Consider the following 26463-nt stretch of genomic DNA (forward strand, 5'->3'; position numbering starts at 1 on the left):
GACCCGGCCTGTGGTCGCGGATGGGCTGCTCTCGGCTCAGCCGGACGCCTTGTCGGGCACATCTACATCCACAACGGAGATGATTCAGGCTTCGTTTGCGAACCCGACTGACTTCTTCAACAGCCTGCTAGATCGGCGCATGGGGTCAGAATTTTTCGTTGTGGGATCGTGATGGGTCATGAAGTTCACCTGCTGCCGCTGCTTATCAGTGTGATGGGGCTCGCTGGGATTGTCATTTGGCATATGCAGGGACAGGGACGCCCGACCCAGCGCCTGATCGTTCAGATCGCAGTCTTCCTGTCAATGACCGCCGTGCTTGCCTACGCTCGGATTGTGCCGTTCCGCTTCGACCCCGCGGACCTAAACGGCGCCAACGCGTTGATGGTATCGGCCAAGATTCTCTGGTGGGTCCATTTGTCGTGGGCCGTGATCGGCTTCGTTCGTATCTACATCGTCCTGGACGGGCGGCCACGAGAAGCGAGACTGATCCAGGATCTCATCGTCGCACTCGTCTATCTCGGGGTGCTGTTGTCAATCATGGCGTTTGTTTTCGGCGTGCCGATCGGAACGCTGCTGGCAACGTCTGGCGTCATCGCCATCATTCTCGGTCTTGCCCTACAGAGCACCTTGAGCGACGTATTTTCCGGCATCGCTCTCACGCTAGGCCGCCCCTATGTCATCGGAGACTTCATTTATCTGAGCGATGGCACCGAGGGACGTGTTGTCGCCACCAACTGGCGCTCGACTTACCTTTTGACAGGCGCTCATAACATCGTGGTGCTGCCCAATAGCGTCCTGGCCAAGCTGGGGCTGACGAATGTCAGCCGGCCGGACGAGAACCATCAAATCGACCTGTCGATACGGGTTGCCCCGACACACATGCCCCGAACCATTGTCGAGGTGATGCACACCGTGCTCGACAGCTGCAACCTCATCGTGAAGCAGCCACCCCCAAACGTCGTGCTTGCCGGCATTGACGGCAGCGCCGTGACTGTCGAACTGCAATTTCGCGTCACCAGCCCGGCGCAACGAGGTGCTGCGCGAACCGAAGTCATCGACCTCGTATATCGTCATTGCAAGGCGAACGGCCTGCAGTTGGCGCTCCCCCCGGAAAGCCCACTTGCAGGAGACTACCTTCGAAGCGCGCCGCGTCCCGCGACGCCCCCGGCGCAGAGCCTCATCGACGCTATTTCGATCTTCTCATTGCTGAGCCAGGAAGAGCGCGATGTCCTCGTCGCGTCTGCCAGCCGACGAACCTTTTCCCCGGGGGCTGAAATCGTCCGGGAAGGGGGGCGTCTTGCCAGCCTCATGATCGTACGTGCGGGCATCATCGCAATGAGGAAGGGTGACGAGGAAGTGGCGCGGTTGGCCCCCGGAGACTTTTTCGGAGAACAGGGATCACTCGCCGGTATGGCAGAGCAACATGGGCTCTATGCGGTAACGCGGGTCACCGTCTATGAGATCGACCAGACTGCTTTTGCGCCGCTGATGCGTGAACGACCGGAACTCGCCGAAGACCTCGCTGCCCATCTTGCTCATCGCGAAGGGCTCGGGGTGAATTCCGGGGTACCGACAATCCACAATGAGCGGCGCAGACTGGATTTGCTCAAAGGAATTCGGTCGATCTTTCGCGCGCACCGGGAACACCTGAACCCTTGAGGCTCGATCAAGGCGACCCCATCCCAACGGAAGCCTAAACTAGTCCAAATTGGTGTGTTTTTGACACCGCGGTCGGCACCCGCGCTGGCGTGCCCGGTCATGTTCGCTCTGCGGCAAGAGTCAGGCGGCCGATCCGATCGACCCAAACCGGCGCGGTCGGTTCGGCAAACCTTCGTATAGATTTGGCAAACCTTCGTATATCTATTGTGCCCAATGCCCGTCGCATAGGATCGGCTTCGGTCACAATCAATGACGTCAACGAAGGAGAATTGCCATGCGAAGGCTCGCAAGTGGCTTGCTTTGCGCAACGCTGATGGCTGTGCCTGCCGTAGCCGCGGATAAACCCCACAATGCCAAGGTCTCGATCGTATTCGACCACGTGCTTCCGAACGTACCCGGAAAAAGCGTGCGCGGCGTGCTCGTCGAATACGGTCCCGGCGGGTCCAATCCCTCGCACACGCACGCCAAAAGCGCCTTCATTTACGCCACCGTGATCGAAGGCAGCATCAAGAGCCAGGTCAACGATGGCCCGGTCAAGGTCTACAAGACCGGTGAAAACTGGATCGAAGTCTCCGGCGATCACCATAAAGTCAGCGCGAATGCGAGCAACACGAAGCCTGCGAAGATTCTTGCCGTATTCGTCGTCGACACGGCCGAGACGGAGCTGACGACCCCCGACAAGTAAGCAGTTACTGTGGGGCGGGAGGAGGCGACGGCAGTGCCGCCTGCTACTGCCTCAATCTCAAAACCTGAGATGTCCTCGGTGGATATCCAGTCTCAAAGGATAGAACCATGAAAATCGTCATCATCGGAGGCACGGGCCTCGTTGGAACGAAAGTTGCGGAGCGCCTGCGCAAGCAGGGACACGATGTAGTGCAGTCGTCCCCGTCGACCGGGGTCAACACACTCACAGGCGAGGGACTCGACGACGTACTTGCCGGCGCGAACGTCGTACTCGACGTCACCAACTCGCCGTCATTTGAGCCGAGCGCCGTTCTCTCGTTCTTCCAAACGTCAACAACAAACCTGCTCAAAGCAGAGCGCGCGGCAGGCGTCGACCACCACGTCGCGCTTTCCATCGTTGGCATCGAGAGATCGTCCGAGAACGGTTACTTCCGGGCCAAGGTTGCTCAGGAAGACCTCATCAAGAAGGGTGGCATCCCATACACCATCGTCCGCTCCACCCAGTTCCTCGAATTCCTGGGCGGGATTGCCGATAGCGCGACCGTCGATGGGACAGTCCACGTTTCGCACGGCGCGTTCCAGCCAATTGCTGCGGACGAGGTTGCAGGCTTCGTCGCTGAGGCCGCTGCTGGTGCTGCCGAGAACCGAACCATCGAAATCGCAGGGCCTGAGAAGAAGCCCCTGAGTGATTTCGTTAAGGGCTATCTCACCGCTATCGGCGACAAGCGAACGGTCGTCGTCGATCCCCAGGCCAGGTACTTCGGTTCGCTAGTCGATGACCAGTCCTTGGTTCCTCTCGGACCAGCCAAGCTTGGCAAGCTGGACGTCAAAACGTGGTTTGCACAACGTCCCCAGGCAGCTGCCTGACCAGATACGGCCTGGCGGCACCCCGCCGCCGGGCCTGCGTTTTTGAACGCGGGAGATTGCCAGGAGAAGGAAGATGGTCGAATTGCCTCGCCAGGATACCTTCGAGAAAGCCGCCGAGACTGACAGAGGAACCACCGATGGGACTCCTGTCGATACGTTGAAGCCGACAGTGCCCGCGAAGTCGAACAGGAGCCTCTGGAAGAGACGATCTCTCGCCTTGGTCCTGCTCGCAGGCGCGGCGTTTGGTGTTCGATACGGCCATTACTATTGGACAGCCGGGCGCTTCATCGAGTCTACCGACAACGCCTACGTGAAGGCCGACTACACGACCGTCGCCCCCAAAGTGGCCGGCTATATCAAGGACGTGCGGGTCAGCGACAATGACCCAGTCACAGCCGGTCAGGTTCTCGCAACAATCGATGATCGCGATTTCCAGATCGCTCTCAACTCGGCACGCGCAGACTTGCAAGGTGCGGAGGCCGCCATTGCCAACCTGGATGCGCAGATTGAACTTCAGGCATCCGTGATCGAGCAGGCGAGGGCCTCAGTCGATGTCTCGAAAGCATCCTATAACTTTGCAAAATCTGATGCGGCGCGAAATGCGCGGCTGACATCAAATGGGTCCGGTACTCTGTCGCGCGCCGAACAGAGCCAGTCCATATTGGATCAGGCGTCTGCAGCGGTAGAGCGCGATCAGGCCGCGTTTGTTGCCGCACAGAACAAAGTGCGAGTCCTTAGCACACAGCGCGACCAGATCGTAGCCCAGCGAGATCGAGCCGAGGCGGCCGTCCAGCAGGCCAAACTCAACCTTTCCTACACGAGCATTGTTGCAGCAGTCGACGGAACCGTTGGTGCGCGGTCGATCCGTGTTGGCCAGTTCGTCTCGTCCGGCACCCAGCTCATGGCGGTGGTTCCGCTCCATGCCGTGTATGTTGTCGCGAACTTCAAGGAAACCCAACTCACTTACGTTCGCCCCGGCCAAACCGTCGAGATCAGGGTCGACAGCTTTCCGGATCTTACGGTGAAGGGTCACGTCGACAGCATCTCGCCCGCCAGCGGCCTGGAATTTTCGTTGCTTCCACCCGACAACGCGACTGGAAACTTCACCAAAATCGTGCAGCGCATTCCGGTCAAGATCCTCATTGATGACGAGGGTATCGCCGGCAAGCTCCGGTCCGGAATGTCGGTGGAGCCTGAAGTGGATACCAAGGCCACCCGGATGTCGGAAGGAATATGAGGATCGGTGCTTCCATGGTCGTGATCGGCAGTCAATGGAAGCCCGAAGGAGTGAGGTCTCATGGCTACTCTTCTGATCCCTGCCAACAGCAATCAGCAGTTTGCGAAATCGGTCGAGCCCGCGCTGAGTGCTTTTCGGATGTGGTGCGCGGTGGTCGGCTCAACGCTCGGCGCGTTCATGGCCGTCCTGAACATTCAGATTGTCAACGCATCACTGGCAGACATCCAGGGAGCCATAGGAGCCGGGAAGGACGATGGAGGGTGGATATCGACCTCCTATCTGATCGCCGAGATTGTCGTTATTCCCCTCACGGGCTGGCTGGCGCGCGTCTTTTCTGTCCGCACCTATCTCCTAGTCAACGCCGCCCTGTTTCTGGTCTTCTCGGTTGCCTGTGCCTTTACCGCTAATCTGCAACAGATGATCGTGCTGCGCGCGATCCAGGGCTTTACCGGCGGCGTCCTCATCCCCATGGCATTCACCATCATCATCACGTTGTTGCCGAAACCCAAGCAACCGATGGGCCTCGCGCTGTTTGCGCTGTCGGCAACCTTTGCTCCCGCCATAGGACCGACGATCGGGGGCTACCTGACGGAGAACTACGGTTGGGAGTTCATCTTCTACGTCAATCTGGTCCCTGGATCGCTCATGATTGCGATGCTCTTCGTATCTCTGGAGCCCGCCCCGATGAATTTGGGTCTGCTTGCCAAGGGCGACTGGCCGGGCATCGTCACGATGGCCGTTGGATTAGCAGCCTTGCAGACGGTGCTCGAGGAAGGGAACAAGGAAGACTGGTTCGGGTCCGACTTCATCGTTCGGCTATCGGTCATTGCCGTGGTGTCGCTTACGCTTTTTCTCATCATCGAGATAAAGTCGGCTCACCCGCTTCTGAACCTGCGGCTTCTCCTGCTCCGCAATTTCGGTTTCGGTGTCGTTGCCAATTTTCTGCTGGGAATGGCACTCTACGGTTCGGCCTTCATTTTGCCGATCTATCTCTCACGGGTTCAAGGATACAATTCGGAGCAGATCGGGGTCGTTCTTGCCTGGACGGGCATACCTCAGCTTCTGCTCATCCCGCTTGTACCGCGGATGATGAAGGTCTTCGACGTCCGTTTGCTGATCGTCGTCGGATTCAGTCTCTTTGCGGCCTCGAACTTCATGAATGTCTATATGACCGCTGATTACGGGAGCGACCAGCTTTTCTGGCCGAATGTCGTGCGTGCGGTCGGACAGGCGCTCGTCTTCACTCCGCTTTCGGCGATTGCAACAGCGGGTATCGAAGAGCAGAACGCCGGTTCGGCGTCTGCGCTGTTCAACATGATGCGCAATCTCGGCGGCGCTGTCGGAATTGCTTCCCTGCAGACTTTCCTGACGAAGAGGGAGCAATTTCACTCCAACATTCTGACCAATGCGGTCAGCGCCTTTGAGGAGGCGACTCGTGATCGTGTCGCGCAGTTGACGGCCTATTTCATGAGCCACGGCGTCAGCGACCAAGCAATGGCGACACACAAGGCCGTTGTCGCGATCGCGCTCAGAATCAGGAAACAGGCCAACATCATGGCCTTCAGCGATACTTTCTTCCTGTTGGGGGTGGCGCTCGTCGTGGCCTTGCTTGCCTCGCTCCTGCTGAAGAAGCCCGTCCAGCTCTCCGAGGGTGGCGCGCACTGACTGCTACAGCCGACTGTGCAAGCTTGGAGCAATCTGAAGTTGCAACTTATCTTCCACATCACGTCGATATGGAGGAATGAAAAACGTGCGAGTAAATTCTGATAGTTCGATCTACAGCCTCATGATGCCAACGTCGCGTAAAGCACCGTCTGTTTCCGACGAAAAGCTGCAAGTTGTGTCGGCGCCCAAGGCCCCGGCCGTTCGTTCGGACGATCAACTCATCGATGATTTTTACGCGCGCCTGACCAAACAGCAACTCGATTGGGCCGACAGCAACAAGGACAGCACTGTCACTAAGCGCGAGTACATGGATTCACAGGCACGCCTTGCGAAGATCGACAATCGTGTGTTCGATCCTGCAACCGCTGAGCAGCATTGGAACAAGCTCGATCCCAGCGGCAAAGGATGGCTCAACGAAAGCGAGTTGCGCGAAGGTTACGAGAACCTCCTACCGGTCAGTGTCGGACATCTGGATGCGAACTACGCCGAGCGTCTCCGCACGAGGCAGGGGTAGCGTCCATCGAGACCGCGAATTTCCCATGATCTCTCACGCGACATCTTGCACGGACATGCTCGTGAACAGCCACTCGTGGAAGGAAAGCGTCCCTGTTGCGATCATGCGAGAGGGTAGAAGGCCGTCCTTCGAGAGGGCAACGCCGAAATAGCGGGCAGTAGGGTCGAGGACGACCGGACGGGGGTCTTCCGCGGCGGTAAGAAGCTCCTGCGCGATTTCCACCAGTTCAAAAGCTTCGGGGCCGCCGATCTCAACAATTGAGTTCGACGGCTTCGCGGTCGCCAAGTTGGTAATCGCGCCAGCCGCTTCGTCGGCAGCTATCGGTTGGACACGAACAGAAGGCACTCTCAGCGTTTCGTCCACGGCGCTTGCATCGACAATCCCATTGAAGAACTCGAACATCTGCGTCGAGCGTGCAATCGTGAATGGCAACCCGGAGGCTCGTATCAGGTTTTCCTGCACCAGCTTTGCGCGAAAATAATCGTTCTCCACCAGTCGATCGACAGCAACAACCGACAGCGCAAGGTAGTGTGTCACTCCGGAAGCTTTCGCGGCGGACAGAAGGTTGCCGCTTGTTTTCCTGAAGAAGTCGAGTGTATCGGTCTCTCCGAATGATCCGGTATTCGTCACGTCAATGACGACATCTGCTCCGGACAGTGCACGTTCCACGCCTTCACCCGTGTAGGCGTTGACGCCTGTGCTCGTAGAGGCTCTTGTGATGTCGAATCCATCGCGTTCAAGGATGCGAGCGATCTTGCATCCCATCATGCCGCTTGCGCCGATAACCGCGATCTTCATCTCATGCCCCTCGTAGTTTGCTGTCTCATTCGATCCGTCTCGATTTTTGGGGTGCTGTTAGATTCGGTTGTTGGTCGAAGAAGGTCAATGCAAACCAAGGTTTGGGGTGATCGGGCCGGCACTGTCGCCGGTCGTTGCGGCTCCCTAGGTCGCCCCCCCGGGACGTAAACCAAGGTTTACCATCCCAGGATCTCTAACCCGTGATAAGTTGGCGGTGAGCACAATTCCGCGAGCGGCGAACCCATCACGAGAGGGGCGAGCGGGAACCGGCCCTTCAACATCGGGAGTGCGATTGGTGAGCGTTCGCCTTTTAGTCGAGGTGAGATCATGGAAAGCCTGACAACGAAGGCGGGTTTATCCGCCGAACCTATCGTTCACGTCATCGACGACGACAAGGAGATCCGGGAGTCTTTGCTCGATCTCTTCATGATCACGAACAGGCGCGCCTCTGCCTACTCCAGCGGTCCTGATTTCCTTAAGACTGTTGACACGACCGCGCCCGGCTGTGTCGTGGTCGACCTTCGAATGCCCGAAGGCAGCGGCTTGGATGTCCAAAGCGAACTCATCACCATGGGAAGCAGGATGCCCGTGATATTTCTGACCGGCCACGCGGACGTTCGGGCGAGCGTCAGAGCCATGAAGGCGGGAGCCACCGATTTCATCATGAAGCCATTCGTCAACCGGGATCTACTCGATGCCGTGGATCTCGCAATTCAACTGGATGGCGAAAGACGAAAGATTGAAGCCGAACAAGCTCATGTCCGGTCACTGGTCGACACGCTGACCCCGCGAGAGCATGAGGTCATGCTGGCCGTTGTCAGTGGGCTTATGAACAAACAGATCGCCTTTGAACTCGGGATCAGCGAGATGACTGTGAAGCTCCATCGGATGAGCGTGATGCGAAAGATGCAGGCTCGCTCTCTTGCCGACCTTGTTCGCAAAGTCGAGAAGCTCCAGATCCGTTGATCCGGCGGGTACGAAGCGACAACGCCGGAACACCCGCCAGCCTCCAGCGCAGAATACTAGTGGCTGAGATATTCGAACTGCCGAACCAACTCCGCCAGGGACGCCGCCCGCATCTTTTTCATGGCACGCCCACGATGGAGCTTCACCATGATTTCGCTGATGCCGAGTTCAAAGGCGATCTGCTTGTTCATCGACCCGCCCACGACGAGTCCGATGATCTGGACTTCGCGTGGGGTGAGGGTGGCAGCTCGCTCCAGTATTTCTTTGCGATACGCTCGCTGGGTCTGCCGCTCCCGATCGATCGTGAAGGCGGTTGTAATCGCCTCGACAACCTCATGTCGCTGCAACGGTTTTGGCAGAAAGTCCACAGCGCCCGCCTTCATGGCACTGACGCTCGTTGTCACGTCCCCGTGTGCCGTCATGAAGACCACGGGAAGGTCGTATCCACGCGTCTTCAGTTCCTTCTGGAATTCGATGCCATTCAGATCGGGTAGCCGCACGTCGAGCAGAATGCAGCCGCCTGCATCCTGCGAAGCGTGGCTGAAGAAATCGAGGGCCGCATCGAAGCCCAAGGCGTGAATTCCAAGCGACTCGAGCTGATCTATAAGTGAAATGCGAAATTGCTCGTCGTCTTCCACCACGTGGACGGTCTGCTGAACCAGAGGTTCGCCTGTCTGCATATGAGGAGCATTGGCCATGAACGTCCCCCGGACAGCTCATTTGCTCATGGCATATTAGCGATCGCAATTTTCGCAGGCAAGTAAGCGAACGTTGCATGACGAAGATCCGAACGCTTTCTGCACCGTGGCCTTGCTGGTCGGCTATCCGCTTGGAAAGGGGAGGAACCGGAAATAGCAACAGGCCTGAACCTTCTGTTATAGACCTGCATGAGGTCTTCGAGCCAACGATCAGTGCCCATCACGGTCGCCTGGTCAAGCTCATGGGCGACGGTCTGTTGGTGGAATTCCATAGTGTCGTCGATGCCGTTCGCTGCGCCGCAGACGTGCAGCACATTGAGGTTGAACGCAATGCGGACAGGCAACCCGATCGTCGACTTGAATTTCGCATGGCCATCAACCTTGGGGATGTGATTGTCGAAGGCGATGACATTCAGGGGGACGGGGTCAATATTGCCGATCGCCTGCAGGGGCTGGCGGAGCCGGGAGGAATTTGCATTGCCGCCAATGTGCACGAGCAGGCCAAGAACAAGCTCGACTTCGCTTTTCCAAGCATGTTGCGATGGCACTCGAAGCGAAGCCGGACTTTTCTGTCGCGGAACGGGGCAAGAGGCTGGCCTACAAATACGACGCCGATCGGCAACGTTTCCTTGACGGACTGCGCTGCGCCGGCCTCCCAGAATAGCATTTTGAGTAGGCGTTTCGTGCATTTAGGCGCCGCAGCCTCAGTTCTGCTCGTTCCAATATCTTTGCCAGAGGTCGAGCCTGGGCTTCAGCGGATCGGGCCCTACGATCGCGCCGTCGTTGGTGAAGTTGATGAGTTTATCGGTATTGGGGTCGTAGATGGGCCAATATGGCCGTGAGCCACCATTGGGATCGCCCTTTCTTGCAAAATCGACCCAATAGCCACTCGCAAGTGCGGCCATGGCCCAGTCGGCAGGCGTAACCTTGTCTTTCACCAATGCGGCTGGGATGTCGAACATATACGGAGTCTCAAAGCCGTGCGGAGTGCCTTTCCATTTCGGATCATCGCGCAGCGCCTCGGCGACATAGGAGAAGCGATACCACCAGGTCGGCTGACCTGCTCGGATCATCTCGTCAGCGAGATGGCGAGACGGCTCGACAATCGTCTTGTCTGCGAAAAGCTGCTGTCTGAGCTCTTCGAGCGTCTCTCGGTTCCCGGGATCATAAAGCGCGCGAGCCTCTGCCGCAGCCTTCCCGAATATCTGGAACAGGTCGTCTTTCGTCGCGGCCTGGCCGATACCAAGATCACGACTATTCGCTCCGACAATGACGGGCACTGGGGCTTGACGTCCTGCTGCGAAGGCCGCCTCGGGCGTTTCGAGCAAAAACTGTCCATCAAGGATAGGTCCTGAAATGCCGATGACCGGCTTGCTTGTCGACATTCCCGCCAGCGCCTCTGGTGCCGATGCACCCTCGGTCAGCTTTTCAGCAGGTAGCGCCCGGAGCGCTGCGAGAGCGCCGGAATCGGTGCCAGTGATTCCGAGAGAGTCGGCAAAGTCCAACGCGGCTTTCTCCCCTTGCTTCAGCGATGACAGCGGCAAGCTTTGGGCACGCGCCGTGGGAGCGCCCGGCGACTGCAAAATGGCTGCCTGGAAGAGCCCTCGCGACAAAGGCGACACCATGTGAGCCATCACCGAGCCGCCGCCTGCTGACTCTCCGAATATGGTCACCCTCTTCGGATCGCCGCCGAAGGCCTTGATGTTCTGTTGCACCCATTTCAATGCTGCAAGCTGGTCCATGTAACCATAGTTACCGACCGGTTCATCAGGAGATTCCTCTGTGAGCCCAGGATGAGCGAAGAAACCCAACCGTCCTAGGCGGTAGTTCATGCTGACGAACACAACTCTCTGCGCGGCGAGCTGGTCGCCGGGATACTGAAGGGTATTCCCGTGTACAAGAGCGCCGCCGTGTATCCAAACCATAACCGGAAGCGGTGTCCTGGAACGTTTGACTGGTGTCCAGATGTTGAGAGTCAAACAGTCTTCGGACTTTGGCAAATCATCGGCCTGCACGCATGAAGGACCGAAGCTCCGCGCTTCCCTGACGCCATTCCATTTCGACACCGGCGTTGGATTGCGCCATCGCAGATTACCAACAGGCGGAGCGGCGTAGGGTATACCTTTGAAGCTAATGACCGTGCCTATCGTCTCACCTCGCAGCATTCCGCTGTCGATTTGAACGGTATCGTCTGCAGCATCAGTTCTTGGTGCAAAGATCATCTGACACGTTGCGACCGCCAAAACGAGCAAGAATTTGCTACTGCGGTCTACGGGCACCATCCCCTCCAATCACCAGATTCTGACAGTCTGCAGGTAAAAATACTCCCCTCTGGCGACATCAAAAAGCGTTCATCCGCTCACGACAAATGCTGTGCGTAACGCACCCATTTCGCGTGCGTCGTGTCTGCGTGCATCTGATCGCGGACGCTTCACCTCAAACATGATGCGTGAAATATTGCACCTCGCGCTCGTGCTTCTCAGCCGCTTCGCGTGATTTGAACGTGCCGAGATTTTTGCGCTTGTGGGTCTTTGGATCGACCTTGCGTGAATAGAGCCGATACTCGCCGGATTTCAGCCTACGGATCACGACAGCCTCCTTCGTGGTAGTCCGTAAATTCCAAAAAGACTTGAAGGTTCCCGTTTGCTGCGGTGGCATGAGATGTCCCGCTTGCCGGCGTAACTCACACGTTGGGCGGGTGCGCGCGACCTCTTCAAACACTCGTGATCGGAACGCCACTCGGTTGGACTGAACCCTAAAGCGGGCGTAAAAAGCAGTGCGAGCAACTACAGTGCCGCTCAGGGGAGAGCAAACCATGGCGCCGGGCCTTGCTACAGCTGTTAATTCGCCCATGGGAGCCGCCAAGACCGTCGAGAAACTGTCAGGCAATGGCTGGGCTATGGATGCCAGCGGGAGGTGGACCTATCTGTCCCATGATCTGCAGCTCGCGCTCGCGAAGACCCCGGAAGACCTGAATGCGTGGTGGAGTGAGGGAGAGGGGGCCTGGAAGCAACTGGTTCACCCCGACGACTACGAACGTGTTGCCGGGGAGTGGCGGCATTGCCTTCGGTCAGGGTATCCGTTCGACAGTGAATTTCGCATCAGACGCAGGACCGGCTTTGGTTGGGTACGAAGCTCCGGTCGATCCATCCTGGACGACTCTGGCGACATCGTCGGCTGGTACGGGACCTCGCTAGATATCGATAGCGACCGAAAAACTGTCGACGCCTTGCATGACCGGGAGCTCGAACTCTCGCTGTTGGTGGATTCCGTACCGAGCCATCTTTGGCGGCTGACGCCCGAGGGAGAACCGAGCTTCTTCAACAAGAGAATGATCGACTATCTCGGCCGGGACGTCAGCGATATCCAGATACCTGGCCTCAGCCGACTGGACGCCATGATCGAGATGGCAATTCATCCGGAAGATGCGGAAGAGTTCGGTGGCGCGCTCAATCAGAGCCTGGTAACGGGCGAGAGCTTCTTCATGAGATATCGCCTGCGTCGCCATGACGGCGTTTACAGGTGGATGTCCAGCCGTGCGGAATCGGTGCGAGACCACGATGGCCGCATCGTCCAATGGTACGGCCTCTGTCACGATGTCAACGATCAGGTCACCACTGAGGAGGCGCTCAGGCGAAGCGAATGGCACCTGCAACGCTTGATCGATGCCTTGCCGGTCCACATCTGCAGTTGGACAGCCGCGGGAGAGCTTTCCTACGTAAGCAAGCGCTTTCTCGAAGAAGCCGGATTGTCGAAGGCGAGCTTTTCGGAGTTCGCGAAGGCCGCGCTGGACTTGATCCATCCGGACGACGTCGCGCAGGTTCGAGGTCAGGCTCTCCAATGCATTCAGAAGGGCGACGCATTCTCAATGAGATATCGCCGACGACGGAAAGACGGAACTTTTCGTTGGACGGCCGACAGGTTCGAGCCCCTGCGCGGTACTAACGGCACTATTGTTGAATGGTATGGCCTTTCAGTTGATGTCGATGAGGAGATGCGGATTCAACAGTCGCTGCGGGAGAGCGAGCACTCTCTTCATCAGCTGGTGGAGACACTGCCGGCACTCATCTACTGCCTGGCCCCTGATGGCAGGCCGATCTATCGCAGCCAGAAGCTGAGCGAATATCTGGGCTTCAGGATTGAGGAAGATGCAGAAACCGGTAAGAGCCTCCACGCCACCTTGGAAGCGATCATCCATCCCGAGGACCTCCCCGCCGTTAAGAGAAAATACAGCCAGTCGCTGCCGACAGGAAAGCCGTACGCGATGAGGCACCGAATGCGGCGGTTCGACGGAGAATATCGCTGGATGGAGACCCGGGCACTGGCGATGTACAATGCGGAAGGTGAAATCGTTCAATGGAACGGCGTGTGCCTCGACATCGACGATTGGCTTCGTGCGCAGGAGGAACTGCGACTAGCCCAGAGGAACCTTGCCAGGGCCAGCCAGGCGGCGAGCCTGGCTGAGCTCACCGCATCGATCGCGCACGAGATAGGTCAACCGCTCGCGGCGATGATCTCCAGTTCCGACGCGTGCCAGCGGTGGCTGAACGCAGAACCGCCGAATATGGAGCGAGCCCAGAAGGCGCTGGATCGTGTTGTGAGAAGTGCGAATACCGCGACGGACGTCGTGAACCGCATTCGGGCGCTTTTCAAGCATTCCGACGACTCACGTCGTGTCAACGCATTTGGTAACGTGGTTACCGAAGCGCGCGACTTGATGGCAGAAGAGGCACTGAGACGAGGCGTCCGGATAAACTCGCGTATCGACAGCGATCTTCCGCCGCTGTTCTTCGATCACATTCAAATCCAGCAGGTCCTCGTCAATCTTATCCGGAATGCGATGGAAGCGATGGATGCGGCTCCAGATCGCCGCCTCCTGCAGCTGCGCGTGCGCCGTGATGAAGACTGGGTTCACACGGAGATCGCCGACAATGGTCCGGGCATCGACAATCCTGACCGCATTTTCGAGCCGTTTTTTACGACAAAGGGGCAGGGGATGGGCATGGGGCTGGCGATCTGCAGGTCGATTCTCGAATCCCATGGCGGGAGAATCTGGGTCGAGAAAAATGATCCGAATGGCGCAAAATTCGTCTTCTCGCTACCGGTGAAAGCCGAGGCGGCCCGGGCATAATAGCCTTCCCAATGGGTTCCGATCGGTCAGACCGTGACCGCGGCTTCGATGGCTGAGCGGAGTTCGCCACCAGCAAATGGTTTGAAAAGACAGAGACCGGTGCGTTTTGCTTCTTTGATAAGCGCATCCTGAGCGTGACCGGTCATGAACACAACAGGTATGGTGATGTTCCGCCGTCGTAGCTCATTGCTGAGGTCGATCCCACTCATGCCAGGCATCGAAATATCGAGGACAAGACACTTCGTATCCGGGATTCGAGGGAATGCGAGGAACTCGGCGGCCGACGCGAATGTCACCACGGAATAGCCAGACACCTCCAGCAGATCGAGCAGCGATTCCCTCACTGCTTCGTCATCATCTATGATCGCAATTAGCGTCGGATGCATATTCATCGTTTTCTCATCAGCACAAACCTGGTCATTGTTCGCCGGGGCAGTCTTCCTTGCGGCTGCCTATGTCGTTTTGTCGAAGGATGAATGAGAACGTGGCGCCCCCAATCCGGCGTGACGTAGTGCGCCCGCTCAACCGGTCTGCGGCGCGGGGTGATCCGCTCGAGAACTGGTGCTCCCTAAATGGCGGCCCGTCGGGGTTTGGTGCGACCACGAGAGCCGAAGCACCATTCACGGCGCTCGCCCGGCGGCAAACGCGTTGGCTATCTACCCGCAGCTGGTCAACGAGGACGTCAATCGATCCTAAATGCGAGCAGGCTGAATCTCTGATTCTATCCAGGTCCAGCTGAACAGGATCGTTGTTTCGGTCAGAGGTCATTTGTGTTGTGGATGACATAGCTTCTCACGCTCTCGATTAGGTCGTATCATGAGCCTGAGGATACAACTCCCGTAAGGTTATGCGGACAGCGCGAAGGCAAAGAGCCTTTTGGCAACCCTGTTTGAAAGCACGCGCTTTTTCCGGACTTAGATTACGCCGATAGGTAGGCGCTCGCATCCCCAACACAAGTATATCTTGAGGGTCTGGTGCGTTCGGCCGTGACGATCGTATCGCGCCATGAGTGCGCTCTTTTGCGCGATCTTTTGATGATCCCGCGAATCGCCGAGGACATGTCGTCAGCAGGGCGGCTGCTCACCCGAATCAAGTAGGGGAATGCCAGAACCGGCAGTCGCTGCAAAGATGGGAGCCGACCTTGCCACAGCAGGGGCAACAGCCGATATAGACTGACTCCGTTGGAAACAGAGCCTCATGGCCTGCCGGGAGCATCGTCGCAAATCTATGCAAAGATTGTGAGGAGTTTTAAACACTGGGCCGCAAACGCGCCTCATCAGGTTCAATGCTATCAATCCCATTGGATTGAATGGTGCGGTCGAGAAGACTCGAACTTCCACGGGTTGCCCCACAGCGACCTCAACGCTGCGCGTCTACCAATTCCGCCACGACCGCATCGTGGTAGGTGCCGATTTGTGCCGGCGGGGCAGCATGTAGCAAAAGCATTTCCGGTACACAAGGGCGATATGACAGATTTTTTCAAAAGAAATCACAGCATTTGAATCGTCCTCGAAACGGGACCATATAGGCCTTCGCAGCGCTGCCTCCGCAGCCGCAGCACAAGGAATGGCCATGCTACGCACAGATCTTGAATTCTCCATGATGCCCCGAGAAGGCTCGCGGCCGGTCCGATGGCGGATCGCCGACGGCCTCGTGCCCTATGAGGAGGCTGTGGAAAACATGGAGCGCGAGGTCGCGGCGATCGCAGACGGCGGCGACGAGCTCGTCTGGCTCGTGGAGCACCCGCCTCTCTACACGGCGGGAACGAGCGCAGATGCCAAAGACCTGGTCCAGCCCGACCGGTTCCCTGTCTTCGCAACAGGACGCGGCGGCGAATATACCTATCACGGGCCGGGCCAGCGTGTTGCTTACGTGATGCTGGACCTGAAGCGTAGGCGTCAGGACGTGCGTGCCTTTGTTGCCGCGCTCGAGGAAGTGGTCATTCGCACGCTTGATTCGATGAACGTCCGCGGCGAACGGCGCGAGGACCGCGTCGGTGTCTGGGTTCGCAGGCCTGACAAGGCGGCTCTACCCGACGGCACGATGGCAGAAGACAAGATTGCGGCACTGGGGATCCGGCTGCGGAAATGGGTGACCTTTCATGGAATGTCGCTGAACGTCGAACCCGATCTCGATCACTTCAGCGGAATCGTTCCATGCGGGATTTCCGCCCATGGCGTCACGAGTCTGGTCGACCTCGGCCTACCGGTCATGATGACTGATGTCGACATCCGGCTTCGACAGGCATTCGAATCGGTTTTTGGTGAAACAGTCACCGAGGGGTGACGCAATGAAGAAAGGGCCGGATGACCGGCCCTCGGCAATCGATTGCTATTTGTCGCCGATGTCGCGGCAGGCATCGGTATGTGACGCTCCGCTATCGCCGCCAGCCGTATGCACCCCGGAGTTCGTCCTCATGTAGTCGCAGTCGGGCAGGCGCCGGACGCTTCCCGTTGTCATCCTGTCGACGGGAGCCGACATCCGGGCTGGCGCAAATCCGTCGCTGTCATTCGTGTAGTCGTTGGAATATTCCGGTGCCTTGCGATTGGCGTAGTGAATTGGCTTTTTCGCCGTCATCTGGACGGGCGCAAACCCGTCGCTGTCGTTGCTGTAGTCGTTCGAGTACTGTTGGGCAAAGGCTGCACTTCCTAGGCCGAGGCTGAGGGCAAGAACGGAAGCGGCGGCCGCAAATCTGAAACGCATGGGATAACTCCTCAATTCATCGTTGCATTGACAACGACACCAAACCCTCGGCAGGAGTTAGTTCGCGCTCAAATTGCGGCAAGAATGCGGGCAAAATATCACGCGAACGGTGCCGTTTTATCAAATGAAATCACAGATCCGCGACCGAAATTGACCGTTTCGTGATGGAACATTCTCTCTCATTCGGAAAGCGCGCGCTACCGTGTTTACACAACCAGAAGAAGATTAATTTGCACTCAGCCGGGGCTACTTTCGTAACTTCTCCCACCGTTTGACCAGCCGCTCGCGCTTGAGCCTGGAAAGGCGCTGTATCCAAAAGATGCCGTCGAGCTGGTCAATTTCGTGCTGGATGCAGACGGCGAGGAAGCCCTCCGCTTCCTCCTCGTGAACGACGCCCGTCAGATCACGGTATCGAACACGAATTGCCTTTGGCCGGACGACCTCATCAGTCATACCGGGCATGGAGACGCTCCCTTCAACATGGCGAATCGTGTCGTCTGACACTGACACAATCTCCGGATTGACGTAGTGGCGCACGCCTTCGTTTCGGCCAAGCTCAATGACGGCCACCCGCAGAAAGACGCCGATGTGCGCAGCAGTGATACCGACGCCTGGCGCCGCCCGCATCGTATCCAGCAAATCGTCCGCGAGGTCGCGCAGCCTCTGGTCAAAGATTTCGACGGGTTCGCAAACGGTTTTCAGGCCAATGTCGGGAAAGCGCAATAAGGGTCGGACAGCCACTGGTAAAGTTCCTGTTTTGAGATGCGCGGAAACTATCGCTGCGCACGCGCATTGTCATCCGCGCGAGGCGTTTGCGGCTGGACGGACTTCAAGCTTTCAGCTAGCACGAAGCTATATAATTCGGCGCTTAGTCATTGAACTTCAAACGGGATGCGAGGGCGGCAACCATGACGAACGACGCAGAAGAGCTCGTCCGCCCGCGTCCAGACAGCGGCGATGCCGACATCTATGATGAAAATGGCAACGTCCGGGGCGATTTCCTGGCGCTGGTCGGCGCCGCGATTGCCGATCGCGACACGATCTTCTTGCGCCAGCACGTCGCCCGCCTGCATGAATCCGAAATAGGCGACCTTCTCGAATCGCTGCAGCCGGACCAGCGGCTCGCGCTTGTTCGCCTTCTCGGCGACGAATTCGACATGACGGCGCTGACCGAGGTCGATGAAACGATTCGCCGCGAGATCGTCGACCAGATGCCGAACGAGCAGATCGCCGCAGCGATTGGTGAACTCGATTCGGACGATGCCGTTTACATTCTCGAGGACCTCGACACTGAGGATCGCGAAGAAATCCTCGCGCAGCTGCCGTTTACCGAACGTGTGAGGCTGCGGCGCGCGCTCGACTATCCGGAAAGCTCGGCCGGCCGTCGTATGCAGACGGAGTTCGTCGCGGTCCCGCCGTTCTGGACGGTCGGGCAAACGATCGACTACATGCGCGACGAGGAAGACCTGCCATACTCGTTCTCGCAGATCTTTGTCATCGACCCGACATTCAAGCTATTGGGCGCCGTCGACCTGGACAAGATCCTGCGGACAAAGCGGCAAACCAAGATCGAATCCATCATGCGGGAGACGAATCATCCGATCCCTGCGGAGATGGACCAGGAAGAGGCCGCCCAGCTTTTCGAACAATACGACCTTCTCTCCGCCGCCGTCGTCGACGAGAACGACAGGCTGGTCGGTGTGCTCACGATCGACGACGTGGTCGACGTCATTCACGAGGAAGCCGACGAAGACATCAAGCGTCTGGGCGGTGTCGGCGACGAAGAGCTGTCGGACAATGTTTTCTCAACCGTCCGCTCTCGCTTTCTCTGGCTCGTGATCAACCTCGGAACGGCCTTGCTGTCTGCAAGCGTCATCGGGTTGTTCGACGAATCGATCGAGAAGATGATTGCGCTTGCGGTGCTGATGCCGATCGTGGCCTCCATGGGCGGCAATGCGGGCACGCAGACGATGACGGTTACCGTCCGCGCGTTGGCGACCGGCGACATTGATATCTACAACGCCGGGCGCATCATCCGCAGGGAGGCGGGGGTCGGCGTCGCCAATGGCGCGCTGTTCTCCGTCATCATGGGGGCCATCGCTGCCACCTGGTTTCACGACTATCAGCTGGGCTTCGTGATCGGCGCCGCGATGATCATCAATCTTTTTGCGGCAGCCCTTGCCGGAATTCTGCTACCGTTGCTCCTGCATAAGGTCGGAGCCGACCCAGCCATTGCGTCGTCAGTTTTTGTCACGACCGTAACCGATTGTACGGGCTTTTTTGCCTTTCTCGGTATCGCTACATGGTGGTTCGGAATTTAGCCGGCTCGAATTTCCGCGCAGAAATTGACTATTACGTAAAAGTCAATATTATTGGCACCCTTAATGGTGGGGAGCCTATGCCGGTCAGCAAGTACTATAGCATAACCGAATTGACGCGCGAGTTTGGAGTGTCGACGCGTACATTGAGGTTCTACGAAGACGAAGGGTTGATCCATCCCGAACGCCGTGGACGCACGCGGTTGTTCCGTCCGGCAGACCGCCGCCTAATCCAGGAAATCCTGCGAGGCCGACGTATCGGCTTCACCATTGCGGAAATCCGCGAGATCATCCAGGTCTACAAGGAGCCGCCTGGCGAGTTGGGCCAGCTGAAGCTCCTGATGAAGCGCGTCGATGAGAAGCGCGAAGACCTGCGCCAGAAGCGCAAGGACATCGACGACACCCTGGCCGAGCTCGACAATATCGAAGAGGCATGCCTCGGTCGTCTGGCCGATATCGGCGTCGGCACCTGACTATTGCGCGTTGGCGCTGCACTCGCTCGCCAACGCCATGATCCGCCCGTCATCCGGCTTGACGGCGCCAGACTGGAATTCCGTGAAGAGCTTTTGTGTCTGCAGCGCATCGAGGGTGCACTGGCAGAAGCTGCGGCATAGCGCTTCACCTTCCTGCATCATGCAGGAGGCATTGCATTGCCTCAGGTAGGTTTCGACCGGGTCCGGCTTAGCGGGCGGAATGATCACGGAAAGTCCGTAGGCAACTGCAATCAGCACCGGCTGATGAATGAGGTAAAAGGCGAGGCTATGACGCCCCGCCCTTGCCGGCAGGCTTGAGCCCGTGCCAAGCTTTGCAAGCCTCTCGGGAAGCCCCGTCCTCATGGCAAGCAGAGCTGTCGTCATGCCAAGCAGGAAGGGCACCGCCCAAGGAAAGATCGGGACATAGTCGTTCGACCGTTGCGGCATCTCTGCCAGGCCGATCCATGCGAGGTAACGCGGATTGAAGATCTGCGAGCGCAACAGGTTGGGCGCGACCCACGTATCCACGACCCATGCCGCGGTAACAGCAGCGGTTGCGGCGATGGTGACAGGCAAGGGCAGACGCAGGAAGGCAAGGCCCAGGAGGCTGAGGACCGCGATGCAATGGAGAATGCCGAAGAATATCCATTCGCCGGGGAAAACAAAGCGCGTCACCACTGAGATCGCAAGCGCCGCGGCAGTGATCATCGCAAACCGCTTCCAGAACGGGCGCCAGCGGATCTCCGGCGTGTTTGCGAGGACCAGGCTGACGCCGACAATGAACAGGAAGGTCGATGCGATGGCGCGGGCATAGAGCTTCAGCCAGCCGGTTTCAGCCGTACCTGCGGCGAGGTAGCCCATGAACTCCATATCCCAGGTGAAATGATAGGTCGCCATCGCCAGCAGGGCGACACCGCGCGCGGTGTCCAGCGAGCCAATGCGAGGCGGCTTAACGCTCGTATGTGTTTCCGTCGCCAGAGCGGTCATTCACAATCCCTCGGATGCGTCGTTGTCATCGTTCGACGGCTTGGCGCGGGGAATAGGAGAACGGTGGAGATTTGATGGCGGTTGAGCGTCCATGATCGCCAGCCGCGCCTCGGAGAAGAACTGCCGCCTCGTCAGAACGACGATCACGATCGTCGTCGTGAGCATGAAAACATAGGGATTGATGAACCAACCGAGATAACCGATCGAGAGGAAGATGGCGCGCAGCCCCTCGTTGAAATGACCCGCGGCAATGATGTTCATGCGGATGACGCGTTCCGCCGCCCGCTCGGCGGCAATCACATCGTGTTCGCTGTCGCGCATCATCGGGATTGAGCCGAAGAGGATGGTGCAGTAGTTGAAGAGGCGATACGACCAGCCGAATTTGAAAAAGGCGTATCCGAAAAGCGCCGCGAGGCCGCCGACCTTCATTTCAAAGACAGCATGCCCGCTATGAAAGACGAAGGGCAGGTCAGCGAAGACGGCGTCGACTTTCTCCGTTGCCCCCAGCAGAGCAAAGCAGCTGCCGATGGCGAAAATCGACGTCGAGGCGAAGAATGCGGTGCCATTCTGCAGGCCGGCCATGATCTGGGTGTCGATCATCTTCAAATCGCGGCGCAGCGAATTGTAGATCCACTCGCGCCGGCGTTCCCGCATGGCGTGGGTGAGGCTGGTTCGGCCGAAGAAACTCGAGCTTTGCAGCAGGCGCGCATAGCCGAACCAGATCGCTGCAAAGAACACCAGTGCAATGTAATCCGCTGTCGTCATCATTATATTGAATCAGGCTCCCGTCGCCGCGTCACTCTACAGATGCGGTGGCACGCCGCAATGACTAGCAAGTCGCAGCGCTTCGTTTTACAGATGTCGCACGCGTGAAATGCCATGTCGGTCCATCGCCGGGATCGTGGGAGCCGGTAGCGTAGGTTTGCGCAGCAACTATACAGGACGCAGTCATGTTCCTTTCCGTTTTCGACGTCTTCAAGATCGGTGTCGGGCCCTCCAGTTCGCACACGATGGGTCCGATGACTGCAGCCAATCGATTCCTCGATCTGATCCTGTCAAACGACTGGCCGCGCCCGACCTCTGGCGCCCAGGTCGCGTCCATAAAGGTCAGCCTGCACGGCTCACTGGCGCATACAGGGATCGGGCACGGGACCGGCAGGGCCGTCGTCCTCGGCCTGATGGGCGAGCAGCCCGACAGCGTAGATCCAGACAACATGGACGGGATCATCAGCCAGGTGGAGCGCTCCGGCCGTATCTCGCCGCCGGGGCATCCGAGTTATGGTTTCCAGCCGAAGACCGATCTGATCTTCGACAAGAAGCAGCCGTTGCCGGGCCACGCCAACGGTATGTCGCTTTCCGCCTTCGACAAGGACGGGCGGATGCTGGTCAAGCGCATCTACTATTCAGTCGGCGGCGGCTTCGTCGTGACCGACACCGAGCTCGAGCAGATGCGTGCAAAGAAGAAGACTCCGTCCGATTCGCTTAAGGTTCCCTATCCTTTCTCCTCGGCCAAGCAGATGCTCGACATGGCCGCGCGCTCCGGCCTCTCGATCGCGCAGATGAAGCGTGCCAATGAGGAAACGCAGCGTAGCCGCGAGGAACTGGACGCCGGTCTTGATCGCATCTGGGAAGCAATGCGCTCATGTATCGAACGCGGGCTCAAGGTCGATGGCATCATGCCGGGCGGGCTGAATGTTCGCCGCCGCGCCCGCGCGATTCACGACAAGCTGCAGGAGGAATGGCGCAGCAACCGCATCAACCCGCTGCTCGCGAACGACTGGCTGAGCGTCTACGCCATGGCCGTCAACGAGGAGAATGCTGCTGGTGGTCGCGTCGTGACCGCTCCGACGAACGGTGCCGCGGGCGTTATCCCGGCGACGATCCGCTATTATGAGCATTTCCACGACGATTGGGACCAGAACGGCATCCGCGATTATCTTCTGACCGCTGCTGCGGTCGGTGGGATCATCAAGCACAACGCCTCGATTTCCGGCGCAGAGGTCGGCTGTCAGGGTGAGGTGGGCTCCGCAGCCGCCATGGCGGCTGCCGGCCTTGCCGCGGTCATGGGCGGGACGCCAGAGCAGATTGAGAACGCCGCCGAAATCGCGCTGGAACACCATCTTGGGATGAGCTGTGATCCAGTCGCGGGTCTCGTGCAGGTTCCCTGCATCGAACGAAATGCCCTCGGCGCGGTCAAGGCAGTTACGGCTGCCTCACTGGCCATCAAGGGCGATGGCAGACACTTCGTTCCGCTCGACGCCTGCATCGAAACCATGCGGCAGACCGGCAACGACATGAGCGAGAAGTACAAGGAGACTTCTACCGGCGGTCTTGCCGTCAACGTCGTGGAATGCTGACTTTGTGAACATGCGACTTGCCGCTTGACGCTGCCCGATAAAAGGATTTGAACGGCGGCATGGCATTGCATCTCATTAAACTGTGTGTGGGCGCGGATTCGATCGACGATCTGCGTGAGTGGGTTGCCGAGCGGTCTCTCAGGGCGATTGCGGCCGGGCTAGAGCCTCATTCCGTGCATACGACGAGGATGGTCCCGAAACGGGTCGAAGAGTTGCTTGACGGCGGTTCGCTCTACTGGGTGATCAAGGGGCAGGTGCAGGCGCGCCAGAAGCTGCTCGATATCCAGACCTTTACCGATGGCGAGGGAATCTCACGTTGCCATCTGGTGCTGGGGCCCGAGGTGATCGAAACGGCAGTCCAGCCGAAGCGTGCGTTCCAGGGCTGGCGCTACTATCCGCAAGATGATGTGCCGCGCGATCTGAATAGCCTTGGAGAAGGAATTGCGGAAATGCCCGCGGACCTTCGCCGCGAGCTTTCCGAACTCGGCCTGCTCTGACTAGCTTAGCGCAGGCGCAACGTTACCGGTGCCCGACCTTCCGGGCAGGTGACGTGAAGGTGGATACTGGTTTCCGCCTGTGAGCAACGCCAGGCCCGCGCGCCGTGGCACAGTAGCAGATTGATCAGGTCCTTGGTCTTTGCCGATTTCGGCTTCTGCCGCTGCAATCCTACCTCTGCCAGTCGCAAAGCCGCTTCATGTAGCGGGTGCAAACCGGCTCGCGGATTTTTGCCGGTCACCCGACCATGTGGCGGAAATTCCGGAACATTCTCGTTGATCGCCATTCTCATCCCCGTACGCATTACAAACCGAGTCTCAGAACTCCGTCGGATCAAACACACGATCACGACGTCTGTGACATGCCGCCCGGTCTAGTGGGCGGCATGTCAGCTGATCATTGGGCCGTAGCCCAGCACTTCACGCCGGCGCGCTTGAGGGCGTTGCAGGCGTTCACAGCAGAACGCTGGTCATCGAAACCGCTGAAGCGAGCACGGTAGCTTCCGGCATTGGCGACTGCGATAGGCTTTGCGGAACGAAGGGACTTGCCACCCTTGTTCTTGGCGCTGTCGAGCAGGTCCATCGCGCCTTCCTTGCTGGAAGAAACGCCAATCTGAACGGCCCAACCGGCCAGCTGCGGTTCCTTGGTCGATGCGGTCGTCAGTTCGTCGACAGACGTATCGCCCTGTTCCGGCGGGACATAGGCAGGAGCAGGTGTGGGCGTAGCAACAGATGCCTGCTTGATCGCCTGGGTCTTGACCTTCGTCGGTGCTGGCATTTCCTGCTGGAGGAGCGGATTGTCGGACTTCGACTTGGCAACGTCGGCATACGCAACCTGCGCGGAAGCCGCTTGATCGCGGGTATCCGGCGTTGGCGCTGTCCGAGGCAGGCTGATTTCAGGTGCAGCCGAAGCGACGCGTGTTTCGGCGACGGGCGCTACCGGTTGTGGCGCGGTCTGGGCGATCAGATCCGAGGAACCACTGCGGCTGGATGCCTTGGGCAGGTAGGCGGCGATCAGCTTGCGCATCTGATTGTCGCGGGCAGGGGTCGAAGCCCCGCCGAGAACAACGCCAACGATCGACTTTCCATCGACCTGAACGGAGCTAACCAGATTAAAACCAGCCGCCCGGGTATAACCCGTCTTGATGCCATCGACGCCGCGCACGGAGCCGACAAGACGGTTGTGGCTACGGATGATGCGATTTCCGAACTTAAAGCTCTGCGTGGAGAAATAGCCGTAATACTGCGGAAAATGCTGGCGAAGTGCGATACCCAGACGGGCCTGGTCGCGCGCAGTCGTCATCTGGGCGGTATTCGGCAGGCCGTTGGCATTACGATAGGTCGTACGCGTCATACCAAGCGCATGCGCTTTCGCGGTCATCAGCTGGGCGAAACGATCCTCTGTGCCACCAAGCAACTCGCCGAGAGCAGTGGACGCGTCATTGGCCGACAGCGTCACGAGGCCAAGGATTGCCTGTTCGACGGAAATCGTACCACCTGCGCGAACACCGAGCTTCGTCGGCGCCTGGGCGGAAGCGTGGGCGGAAAAGGGCACCGAGGTGTCCAGGCGGATGCGCCCCTGCTCCAATGCTTCGAAGGTCAGGTAGAGCGTCATCATCTTTGTGAGAGACGCCGGATACTGCAGGCGATCCGCGTTCTCGCTATAGAGAACGTTGCCGGTTTTCGCGTCAACGACGATACCCGCGTATTTTGAGTTGGCAGCCTCCGCATCGGCATCGATCGAGTCGGCCATAATGATACCGGCCGCCAGAGACAGCGCCGTGATCGCTCTTATAAGAATATTGCGGGATCGCGATGGTGATACGGAGGAGACTGACCTTGGCACTATTCTACTCTTCGCTTGCATTTCGGACACTGGAGAGATCGGCCGCCCTCCCGGCGCGATCGTTCTCTCAGCAAATTATCCGTCCGGGGTTACCAATCCGTTTATGATTAATCGTTTCTTTCGCCACATCGGATCATTCTAGCGACCTGGCGCAGAAGCGTTCACAAGTCGCTCTTCCACAAAATGGCGAATAGCGGCATCAATATGGTCCCAATCAGGCAGATGCGTGCTGGAGAACCGGTAAAGCACAGTTAAGTCGCGACCGAGTTTTATGTCACGCTGGCAATCCCCGCTGGTGGCCATTTGACGCGTCGCCGGCAAGGCGCAACGTACGACATAGTCCTGGCCGCCGGCGCGCGGCGCGGTCAACAGAACCTCATCGGCATAGCCCGCGTCTGCGCGCAGGTGATGCAGCGTCATGCCATTGGCAAAGGGGACGCCGTCGCCCTCGACGAGATGCGAGTAGATCGGTTCTAGTCGTCCCGACATATCCCGGGACATAGTGCTTTGGGTGACCTGAAGGAAGATCAGTCCCGACGACTGGGTAACATCGTCGAAGCGCTCGTGGTGTTCCTTGCTGTAGCCCTGCATTTCCGGCCAAGTGAGATAGAGGTCCGCCCTTTCGAACAGGCCGTCCTTCCGCTGGCTAGGGAAGCGCAGCGTGTTTTCGGGAAGGCGGAGAGTATCGCGGCCAATCGTCAGGGTTATCGGCGTTATCGCATCGGTATTGCCAGCGAGGGAAATGCGAGCGCCAAACCAGCGACCACCGAAACTGATGGCCAGTGTCAAAGCCGCAAGGCAGGCGACAGCGATCGTAAAACGGACGACGAAACGCGTCGAAAGGAGTGGCGACTCCTCAATTTCGCGTGCGGTACCGGTATGGTTCATGGCGGCCTTCGGATGTCAGACCGCCGCGAAAGGAACAAGAGTCGCCGGTGCCGTTGGTTGATGCAGCGATTGTCCGGCTGATACGGTTAACGAACACTTAAGCGCCGCCTTGCGGCAAGAAAAAACGAACCGCTCCCGGGACAGCGGGAGCGGCTCTGTGGCGCCGGTCAGGCACGGG

25 protein-coding genes, 1 tRNA gene and 1 pseudogene are annotated in these 26463 nt (G+C 58.5%); 14 read left to right on the top strand and 13 right to left on the bottom strand.

Annotated features, from left to right (window positions below; translation table 11 throughout):
• The first annotated feature begins 171 nt into the window (after positions 1–171).
• The 6 genes from IB248_RS27915 to IB248_RS27940 all read left to right on the top strand — a co-directional run bounded on the left by IB248_RS27915 (position 172) and on the right by IB248_RS27940 (position 6626).
• Entirely contained in the window at positions 172–1659 is a 1488-nt protein-coding gene (locus tag IB248_RS27915; RefSeq protein ID WP_029792321.1) for a mechanosensitive ion channel family protein, read from the top strand.
• Between the two features lie 274 nt (positions 1660–1933).
• Positions 1934–2344 (top strand): cupin domain-containing protein, encoded by a 411-nt coding sequence (locus tag IB248_RS27920; protein ID WP_029792320.1) that lies wholly within the window; start codon positions 1934–1936, stop codon positions 2342–2344.
• A 107-nt stretch (positions 2345–2451) separates the two neighbouring features.
• A complete protein-coding gene (locus tag IB248_RS27925) occupies positions 2452–3210 on the top strand; it encodes an SDR family oxidoreductase (RefSeq protein ID WP_018854939.1) in 759 nt (252 codons plus the stop codon).
• A gap of 73 nt (positions 3211–3283) precedes the next feature.
• Entirely contained in the window at positions 3284–4447 is a 1164-nt protein-coding gene (locus IB248_RS27930) for an HlyD family secretion protein (RefSeq protein ID WP_029792319.1), read from the top strand.
• A gap of 60 nt (positions 4448–4507) precedes the next feature.
• Positions 4508–6112: an MDR family MFS transporter gene (locus tag IB248_RS27935; protein ID WP_192241966.1), complete on the top strand. Its 1605-nt coding sequence runs from the start codon at positions 4508–4510 to the stop codon at positions 6110–6112.
• Between the two features lie 76 nt (positions 6113–6188).
• Positions 6189–6626 carry a hypothetical protein gene (locus IB248_RS27940; protein ID WP_029792748.1) on the top strand — a complete coding sequence of 146 codons (438 nt, stop codon included), beginning with the start codon at positions 6189–6191 and terminating at the stop codon, positions 6624–6626.
• Between the two features lie 33 nt (positions 6627–6659).
• On the opposite strand, the gene IB248_RS27945 is transcribed toward IB248_RS27940, so the two are convergent.
• A complete protein-coding gene (locus IB248_RS27945) occupies positions 6660–7424 on the bottom strand; it encodes an SDR family oxidoreductase (RefSeq protein WP_029792749.1) in 765 nt (254 codons plus the stop codon).
• Positions 7425–7751: 327 nt separating this feature from the next.
• On the opposite strand from IB248_RS27945, the gene IB248_RS27950 reads away from it, so the two are divergent.
• Positions 7752–8390, top strand: coding sequence for a response regulator (locus IB248_RS27950; RefSeq protein ID WP_018854944.1), 639 nt, complete (start codon positions 7752–7754; stop codon positions 8388–8390).
• A gap of 56 nt (positions 8391–8446) precedes the next feature.
• On the opposite strand, the gene IB248_RS27955 is transcribed toward IB248_RS27950, so the two are convergent.
• The gene (locus tag IB248_RS27955; RefSeq protein WP_018854945.1) at positions 8447–9088 is read right to left on the bottom strand and encodes a response regulator; all 642 of its coding nucleotides are present in this window, start codon (positions 9086–9088) and stop codon (positions 8447–8449) included.
• A 182-nt stretch (positions 9089–9270) separates the two neighbouring features.
• Here IB248_RS27955 and IB248_RS27960 point away from each other — a divergent pair.
• Positions 9271–9603, top strand: a pseudogene (locus IB248_RS27960) (adenylate/guanylate cyclase domain-containing protein); the annotation flags it as partial.
• Positions 9604–9792: 189 nt separating this feature from the next.
• On the opposite strand, the gene IB248_RS27965 reads toward IB248_RS27960, so the two are convergent.
• Positions 9793–11367, bottom strand: coding sequence for a carboxylesterase family protein (locus IB248_RS27965; RefSeq protein ID WP_113470461.1), 1575 nt, complete (start codon positions 11365–11367; stop codon positions 9793–9795).
• A gap of 157 nt (positions 11368–11524) precedes the next feature.
• Complete coding sequence (locus tag IB248_RS27970) at positions 11525–11677, bottom strand: hypothetical protein (protein WP_192241967.1); 153 nt, start codon at positions 11675–11677, stop codon at positions 11525–11527.
• 226 nt (positions 11678–11903) lie between these two features.
• Here IB248_RS27970 and IB248_RS27975 point away from each other — a divergent pair, with 226 nt between their 5' ends.
• Positions 11904–14219 (top strand): PAS domain-containing sensor histidine kinase, encoded by a 2316-nt coding sequence (locus IB248_RS27975; RefSeq protein ID WP_113470447.1) that lies wholly within the window; start codon positions 11904–11906, stop codon positions 14217–14219.
• A 26-nt stretch (positions 14220–14245) separates the two neighbouring features.
• Here the strand turns inward: IB248_RS27975 and IB248_RS27980 are convergent, their stop codons facing one another.
• Positions 14246–14611, bottom strand: a complete 366-nt coding sequence (locus IB248_RS27980) for a response regulator (protein WP_113470446.1) — start codon at positions 14609–14611, stop codon at positions 14246–14248.
• A gap of 918 nt (positions 14612–15529) precedes the next feature.
• Positions 15530–15614: transfer RNA gene (locus IB248_RS27985), tRNA-Leu, on the bottom strand.
• A gap of 171 nt (positions 15615–15785) precedes the next feature.
• Here IB248_RS27985 and lipB point away from each other — a divergent pair.
• Entirely contained in the window at positions 15786–16505 is a 720-nt protein-coding gene (gene lipB, locus IB248_RS27990) for a lipoyl(octanoyl) transferase LipB (protein WP_192241968.1), read from the top strand.
• A 45-nt stretch (positions 16506–16550) separates the two neighbouring features.
• Here the strand turns inward: lipB and IB248_RS27995 are convergent, their stop codons facing one another.
• Together IB248_RS27995 and IB248_RS28000 are read right to left on the bottom strand one after the other, a co-directional pair.
• Positions 16551–16922, bottom strand: coding sequence for a hypothetical protein (locus IB248_RS27995; RefSeq protein WP_018854953.1), 372 nt, complete (start codon positions 16920–16922; stop codon positions 16551–16553).
• A 246-nt stretch (positions 16923–17168) separates the two neighbouring features.
• The gene (locus tag IB248_RS28000; protein ID WP_169680292.1) at positions 17169–17663 is read right to left on the bottom strand and encodes a peptide deformylase; all 495 of its coding nucleotides are present in this window, start codon (positions 17661–17663) and stop codon (positions 17169–17171) included.
• A 167-nt stretch (positions 17664–17830) separates the two neighbouring features.
• Between IB248_RS28000 and mgtE the strand changes: the two genes are divergently transcribed.
• Positions 17831–19243, top strand: coding sequence for a magnesium transporter (gene mgtE / locus IB248_RS28005; RefSeq protein WP_018854955.1), 1413 nt, complete (start codon positions 17831–17833; stop codon positions 19241–19243).
• Between the two features lie 77 nt (positions 19244–19320).
• Positions 19321–19713, top strand: coding sequence for a MerR family DNA-binding transcriptional regulator (locus tag IB248_RS28010; RefSeq protein WP_016554043.1), 393 nt, complete (start codon positions 19321–19323; stop codon positions 19711–19713).
• Here the strand turns inward: IB248_RS28010 and IB248_RS28015 are convergent, their stop codons facing one another.
• Entirely contained in the window at positions 19714–20700 is a 987-nt protein-coding gene (locus IB248_RS28015) for a heparan-alpha-glucosaminide N-acetyltransferase (RefSeq protein WP_113470444.1), read from the bottom strand. It lies immediately after the preceding gene.
• The gene (locus IB248_RS28020) at positions 20701–21465 is read right to left on the bottom strand and encodes a DUF599 family protein (RefSeq protein WP_113470460.1); all 765 of its coding nucleotides are present in this window, start codon (positions 21463–21465) and stop codon (positions 20701–20703) included. It abuts the gene before it with no gap.
• Positions 21466–21650: 185 nt separating this feature from the next.
• Between IB248_RS28020 and IB248_RS28025 the strand changes: the two genes are divergently transcribed.
• Together IB248_RS28025 and IB248_RS28030 are read left to right on the top strand one after the other, a co-directional pair.
• Complete coding sequence (locus tag IB248_RS28025) at positions 21651–23057, top strand: L-serine ammonia-lyase (protein WP_192241969.1); 1407 nt, start codon at positions 21651–21653, stop codon at positions 23055–23057.
• A 59-nt stretch (positions 23058–23116) separates the two neighbouring features.
• Positions 23117–23554: a DUF1489 family protein gene (locus IB248_RS28030; protein WP_016554039.1), complete on the top strand. Its 438-nt coding sequence runs from the start codon at positions 23117–23119 to the stop codon at positions 23552–23554.
• A 5-nt stretch (positions 23555–23559) separates the two neighbouring features.
• On the opposite strand, the gene IB248_RS28035 is transcribed toward IB248_RS28030, so the two are convergent.
• The 3 genes from IB248_RS28035 to IB248_RS28045 form a co-directional block, all read right to left on the bottom strand.
• Entirely contained in the window at positions 23560–23838 is a 279-nt protein-coding gene (locus IB248_RS28035) for a hypothetical protein (protein ID WP_112660185.1), read from the bottom strand.
• Between the two features lie 110 nt (positions 23839–23948).
• Entirely contained in the window at positions 23949–25418 is a 1470-nt protein-coding gene (locus IB248_RS28040) for a serine hydrolase (RefSeq protein ID WP_026371490.1), read from the bottom strand.
• Positions 25419–25535: 117 nt separating this feature from the next.
• The gene (locus tag IB248_RS28045) at positions 25536–26285 is read right to left on the bottom strand and encodes a hypothetical protein (protein WP_113470438.1); all 750 of its coding nucleotides are present in this window, start codon (positions 26283–26285) and stop codon (positions 25536–25538) included.
• Between the last annotated feature and the right edge of the window lie 178 nt (positions 26286–26463).

Source organism: Rhizobium sp. RHZ01 (assembly GCF_014851595.1).
Lineage (GTDB): Bacteria > Pseudomonadota > Alphaproteobacteria > Rhizobiales > Rhizobiaceae > Rhizobium > Rhizobium altiplani.

Excerpts from the sequence above, each read along its gene's own strand:
- IB248_RS27915 (WP_029792321.1), top strand. The coding sequence starts at position 172 with ATGGGTCATGAAGTTCACCTGCTGCCGCTGCTTATCAGTGTGATGGGG.
- IB248_RS27920 (WP_029792320.1), top strand. The coding sequence starts at position 1,934 with ATGCGAAGGCTCGCAAGTGGCTTGCTTTGCGCAACGCTGATGGCTGTG.
- IB248_RS27925 (WP_018854939.1), top strand. The coding sequence starts at position 2,452 with ATGAAAATCGTCATCATCGGAGGCACGGGCCTCGTTGGAACGAAAGTT.
- IB248_RS27930 (WP_029792319.1), top strand. The coding sequence starts at position 3,284 with ATGGTCGAATTGCCTCGCCAGGATACCTTCGAGAAAGCCGCCGAGACT.
- IB248_RS27935 (WP_192241966.1), top strand. The coding sequence starts at position 4,508 with ATGGCTACTCTTCTGATCCCTGCCAACAGCAATCAGCAGTTTGCGAAA.
- IB248_RS27940 (WP_029792748.1), top strand. The coding sequence starts at position 6,189 with ATGAAAAACGTGCGAGTAAATTCTGATAGTTCGATCTACAGCCTCATG.
- IB248_RS27945 (WP_029792749.1), bottom strand. The coding sequence starts at position 7,424 with ATGAAGATCGCGGTTATCGGCGCAAGCGGCATGATGGGATGCAAGATC.
- IB248_RS27950 (WP_018854944.1), top strand. The coding sequence starts at position 7,752 with ATGGAAAGCCTGACAACGAAGGCGGGTTTATCCGCCGAACCTATCGTT.
- IB248_RS27955 (WP_018854945.1), bottom strand. The coding sequence starts at position 9,088 with ATGGCCAATGCTCCTCATATGCAGACAGGCGAACCTCTGGTTCAGCAG.
- IB248_RS27975 (WP_113470447.1), top strand. The coding sequence starts at position 11,904 with ATGGCGCCGGGCCTTGCTACAGCTGTTAATTCGCCCATGGGAGCCGCC.
- IB248_RS27980 (WP_113470446.1), bottom strand. The coding sequence starts at position 14,611 with ATGAATATGCATCCGACGCTAATTGCGATCATAGATGATGACGAAGCA.
- lipB (WP_192241968.1), top strand. The coding sequence starts at position 15,786 with ATGGCCATGCTACGCACAGATCTTGAATTCTCCATGATGCCCCGAGAA.
- IB248_RS27995 (WP_018854953.1), bottom strand. The coding sequence starts at position 16,922 with ATGCGTTTCAGATTTGCGGCCGCCGCTTCCGTTCTTGCCCTCAGCCTC.
- mgtE (WP_018854955.1), top strand. The coding sequence starts at position 17,831 with ATGACGAACGACGCAGAAGAGCTCGTCCGCCCGCGTCCAGACAGCGGC.
- IB248_RS28010 (WP_016554043.1), top strand. The coding sequence starts at position 19,321 with ATGCCGGTCAGCAAGTACTATAGCATAACCGAATTGACGCGCGAGTTT.
- IB248_RS28015 (WP_113470444.1), bottom strand. The coding sequence starts at position 20,700 with ATGACCGCTCTGGCGACGGAAACACATACGAGCGTTAAGCCGCCTCGC.
- IB248_RS28020 (WP_113470460.1), bottom strand. The coding sequence starts at position 21,465 with ATGACGACAGCGGATTACATTGCACTGGTGTTCTTTGCAGCGATCTGG.
- IB248_RS28025 (WP_192241969.1), top strand. The coding sequence starts at position 21,651 with ATGTTCCTTTCCGTTTTCGACGTCTTCAAGATCGGTGTCGGGCCCTCC.
- IB248_RS28030 (WP_016554039.1), top strand. The coding sequence starts at position 23,117 with ATGGCATTGCATCTCATTAAACTGTGTGTGGGCGCGGATTCGATCGAC.
- IB248_RS28035 (WP_112660185.1), bottom strand. The coding sequence starts at position 23,838 with ATGGCGATCAACGAGAATGTTCCGGAATTTCCGCCACATGGTCGGGTG.
- IB248_RS28040 (WP_026371490.1), bottom strand. The coding sequence starts at position 25,418 with ATGCAAGCGAAGAGTAGAATAGTGCCAAGGTCAGTCTCCTCCGTATCA.
- IB248_RS28045 (WP_113470438.1), bottom strand. The coding sequence starts at position 26,285 with ATGAACCATACCGGTACCGCACGCGAAATTGAGGAGTCGCCACTCCTT.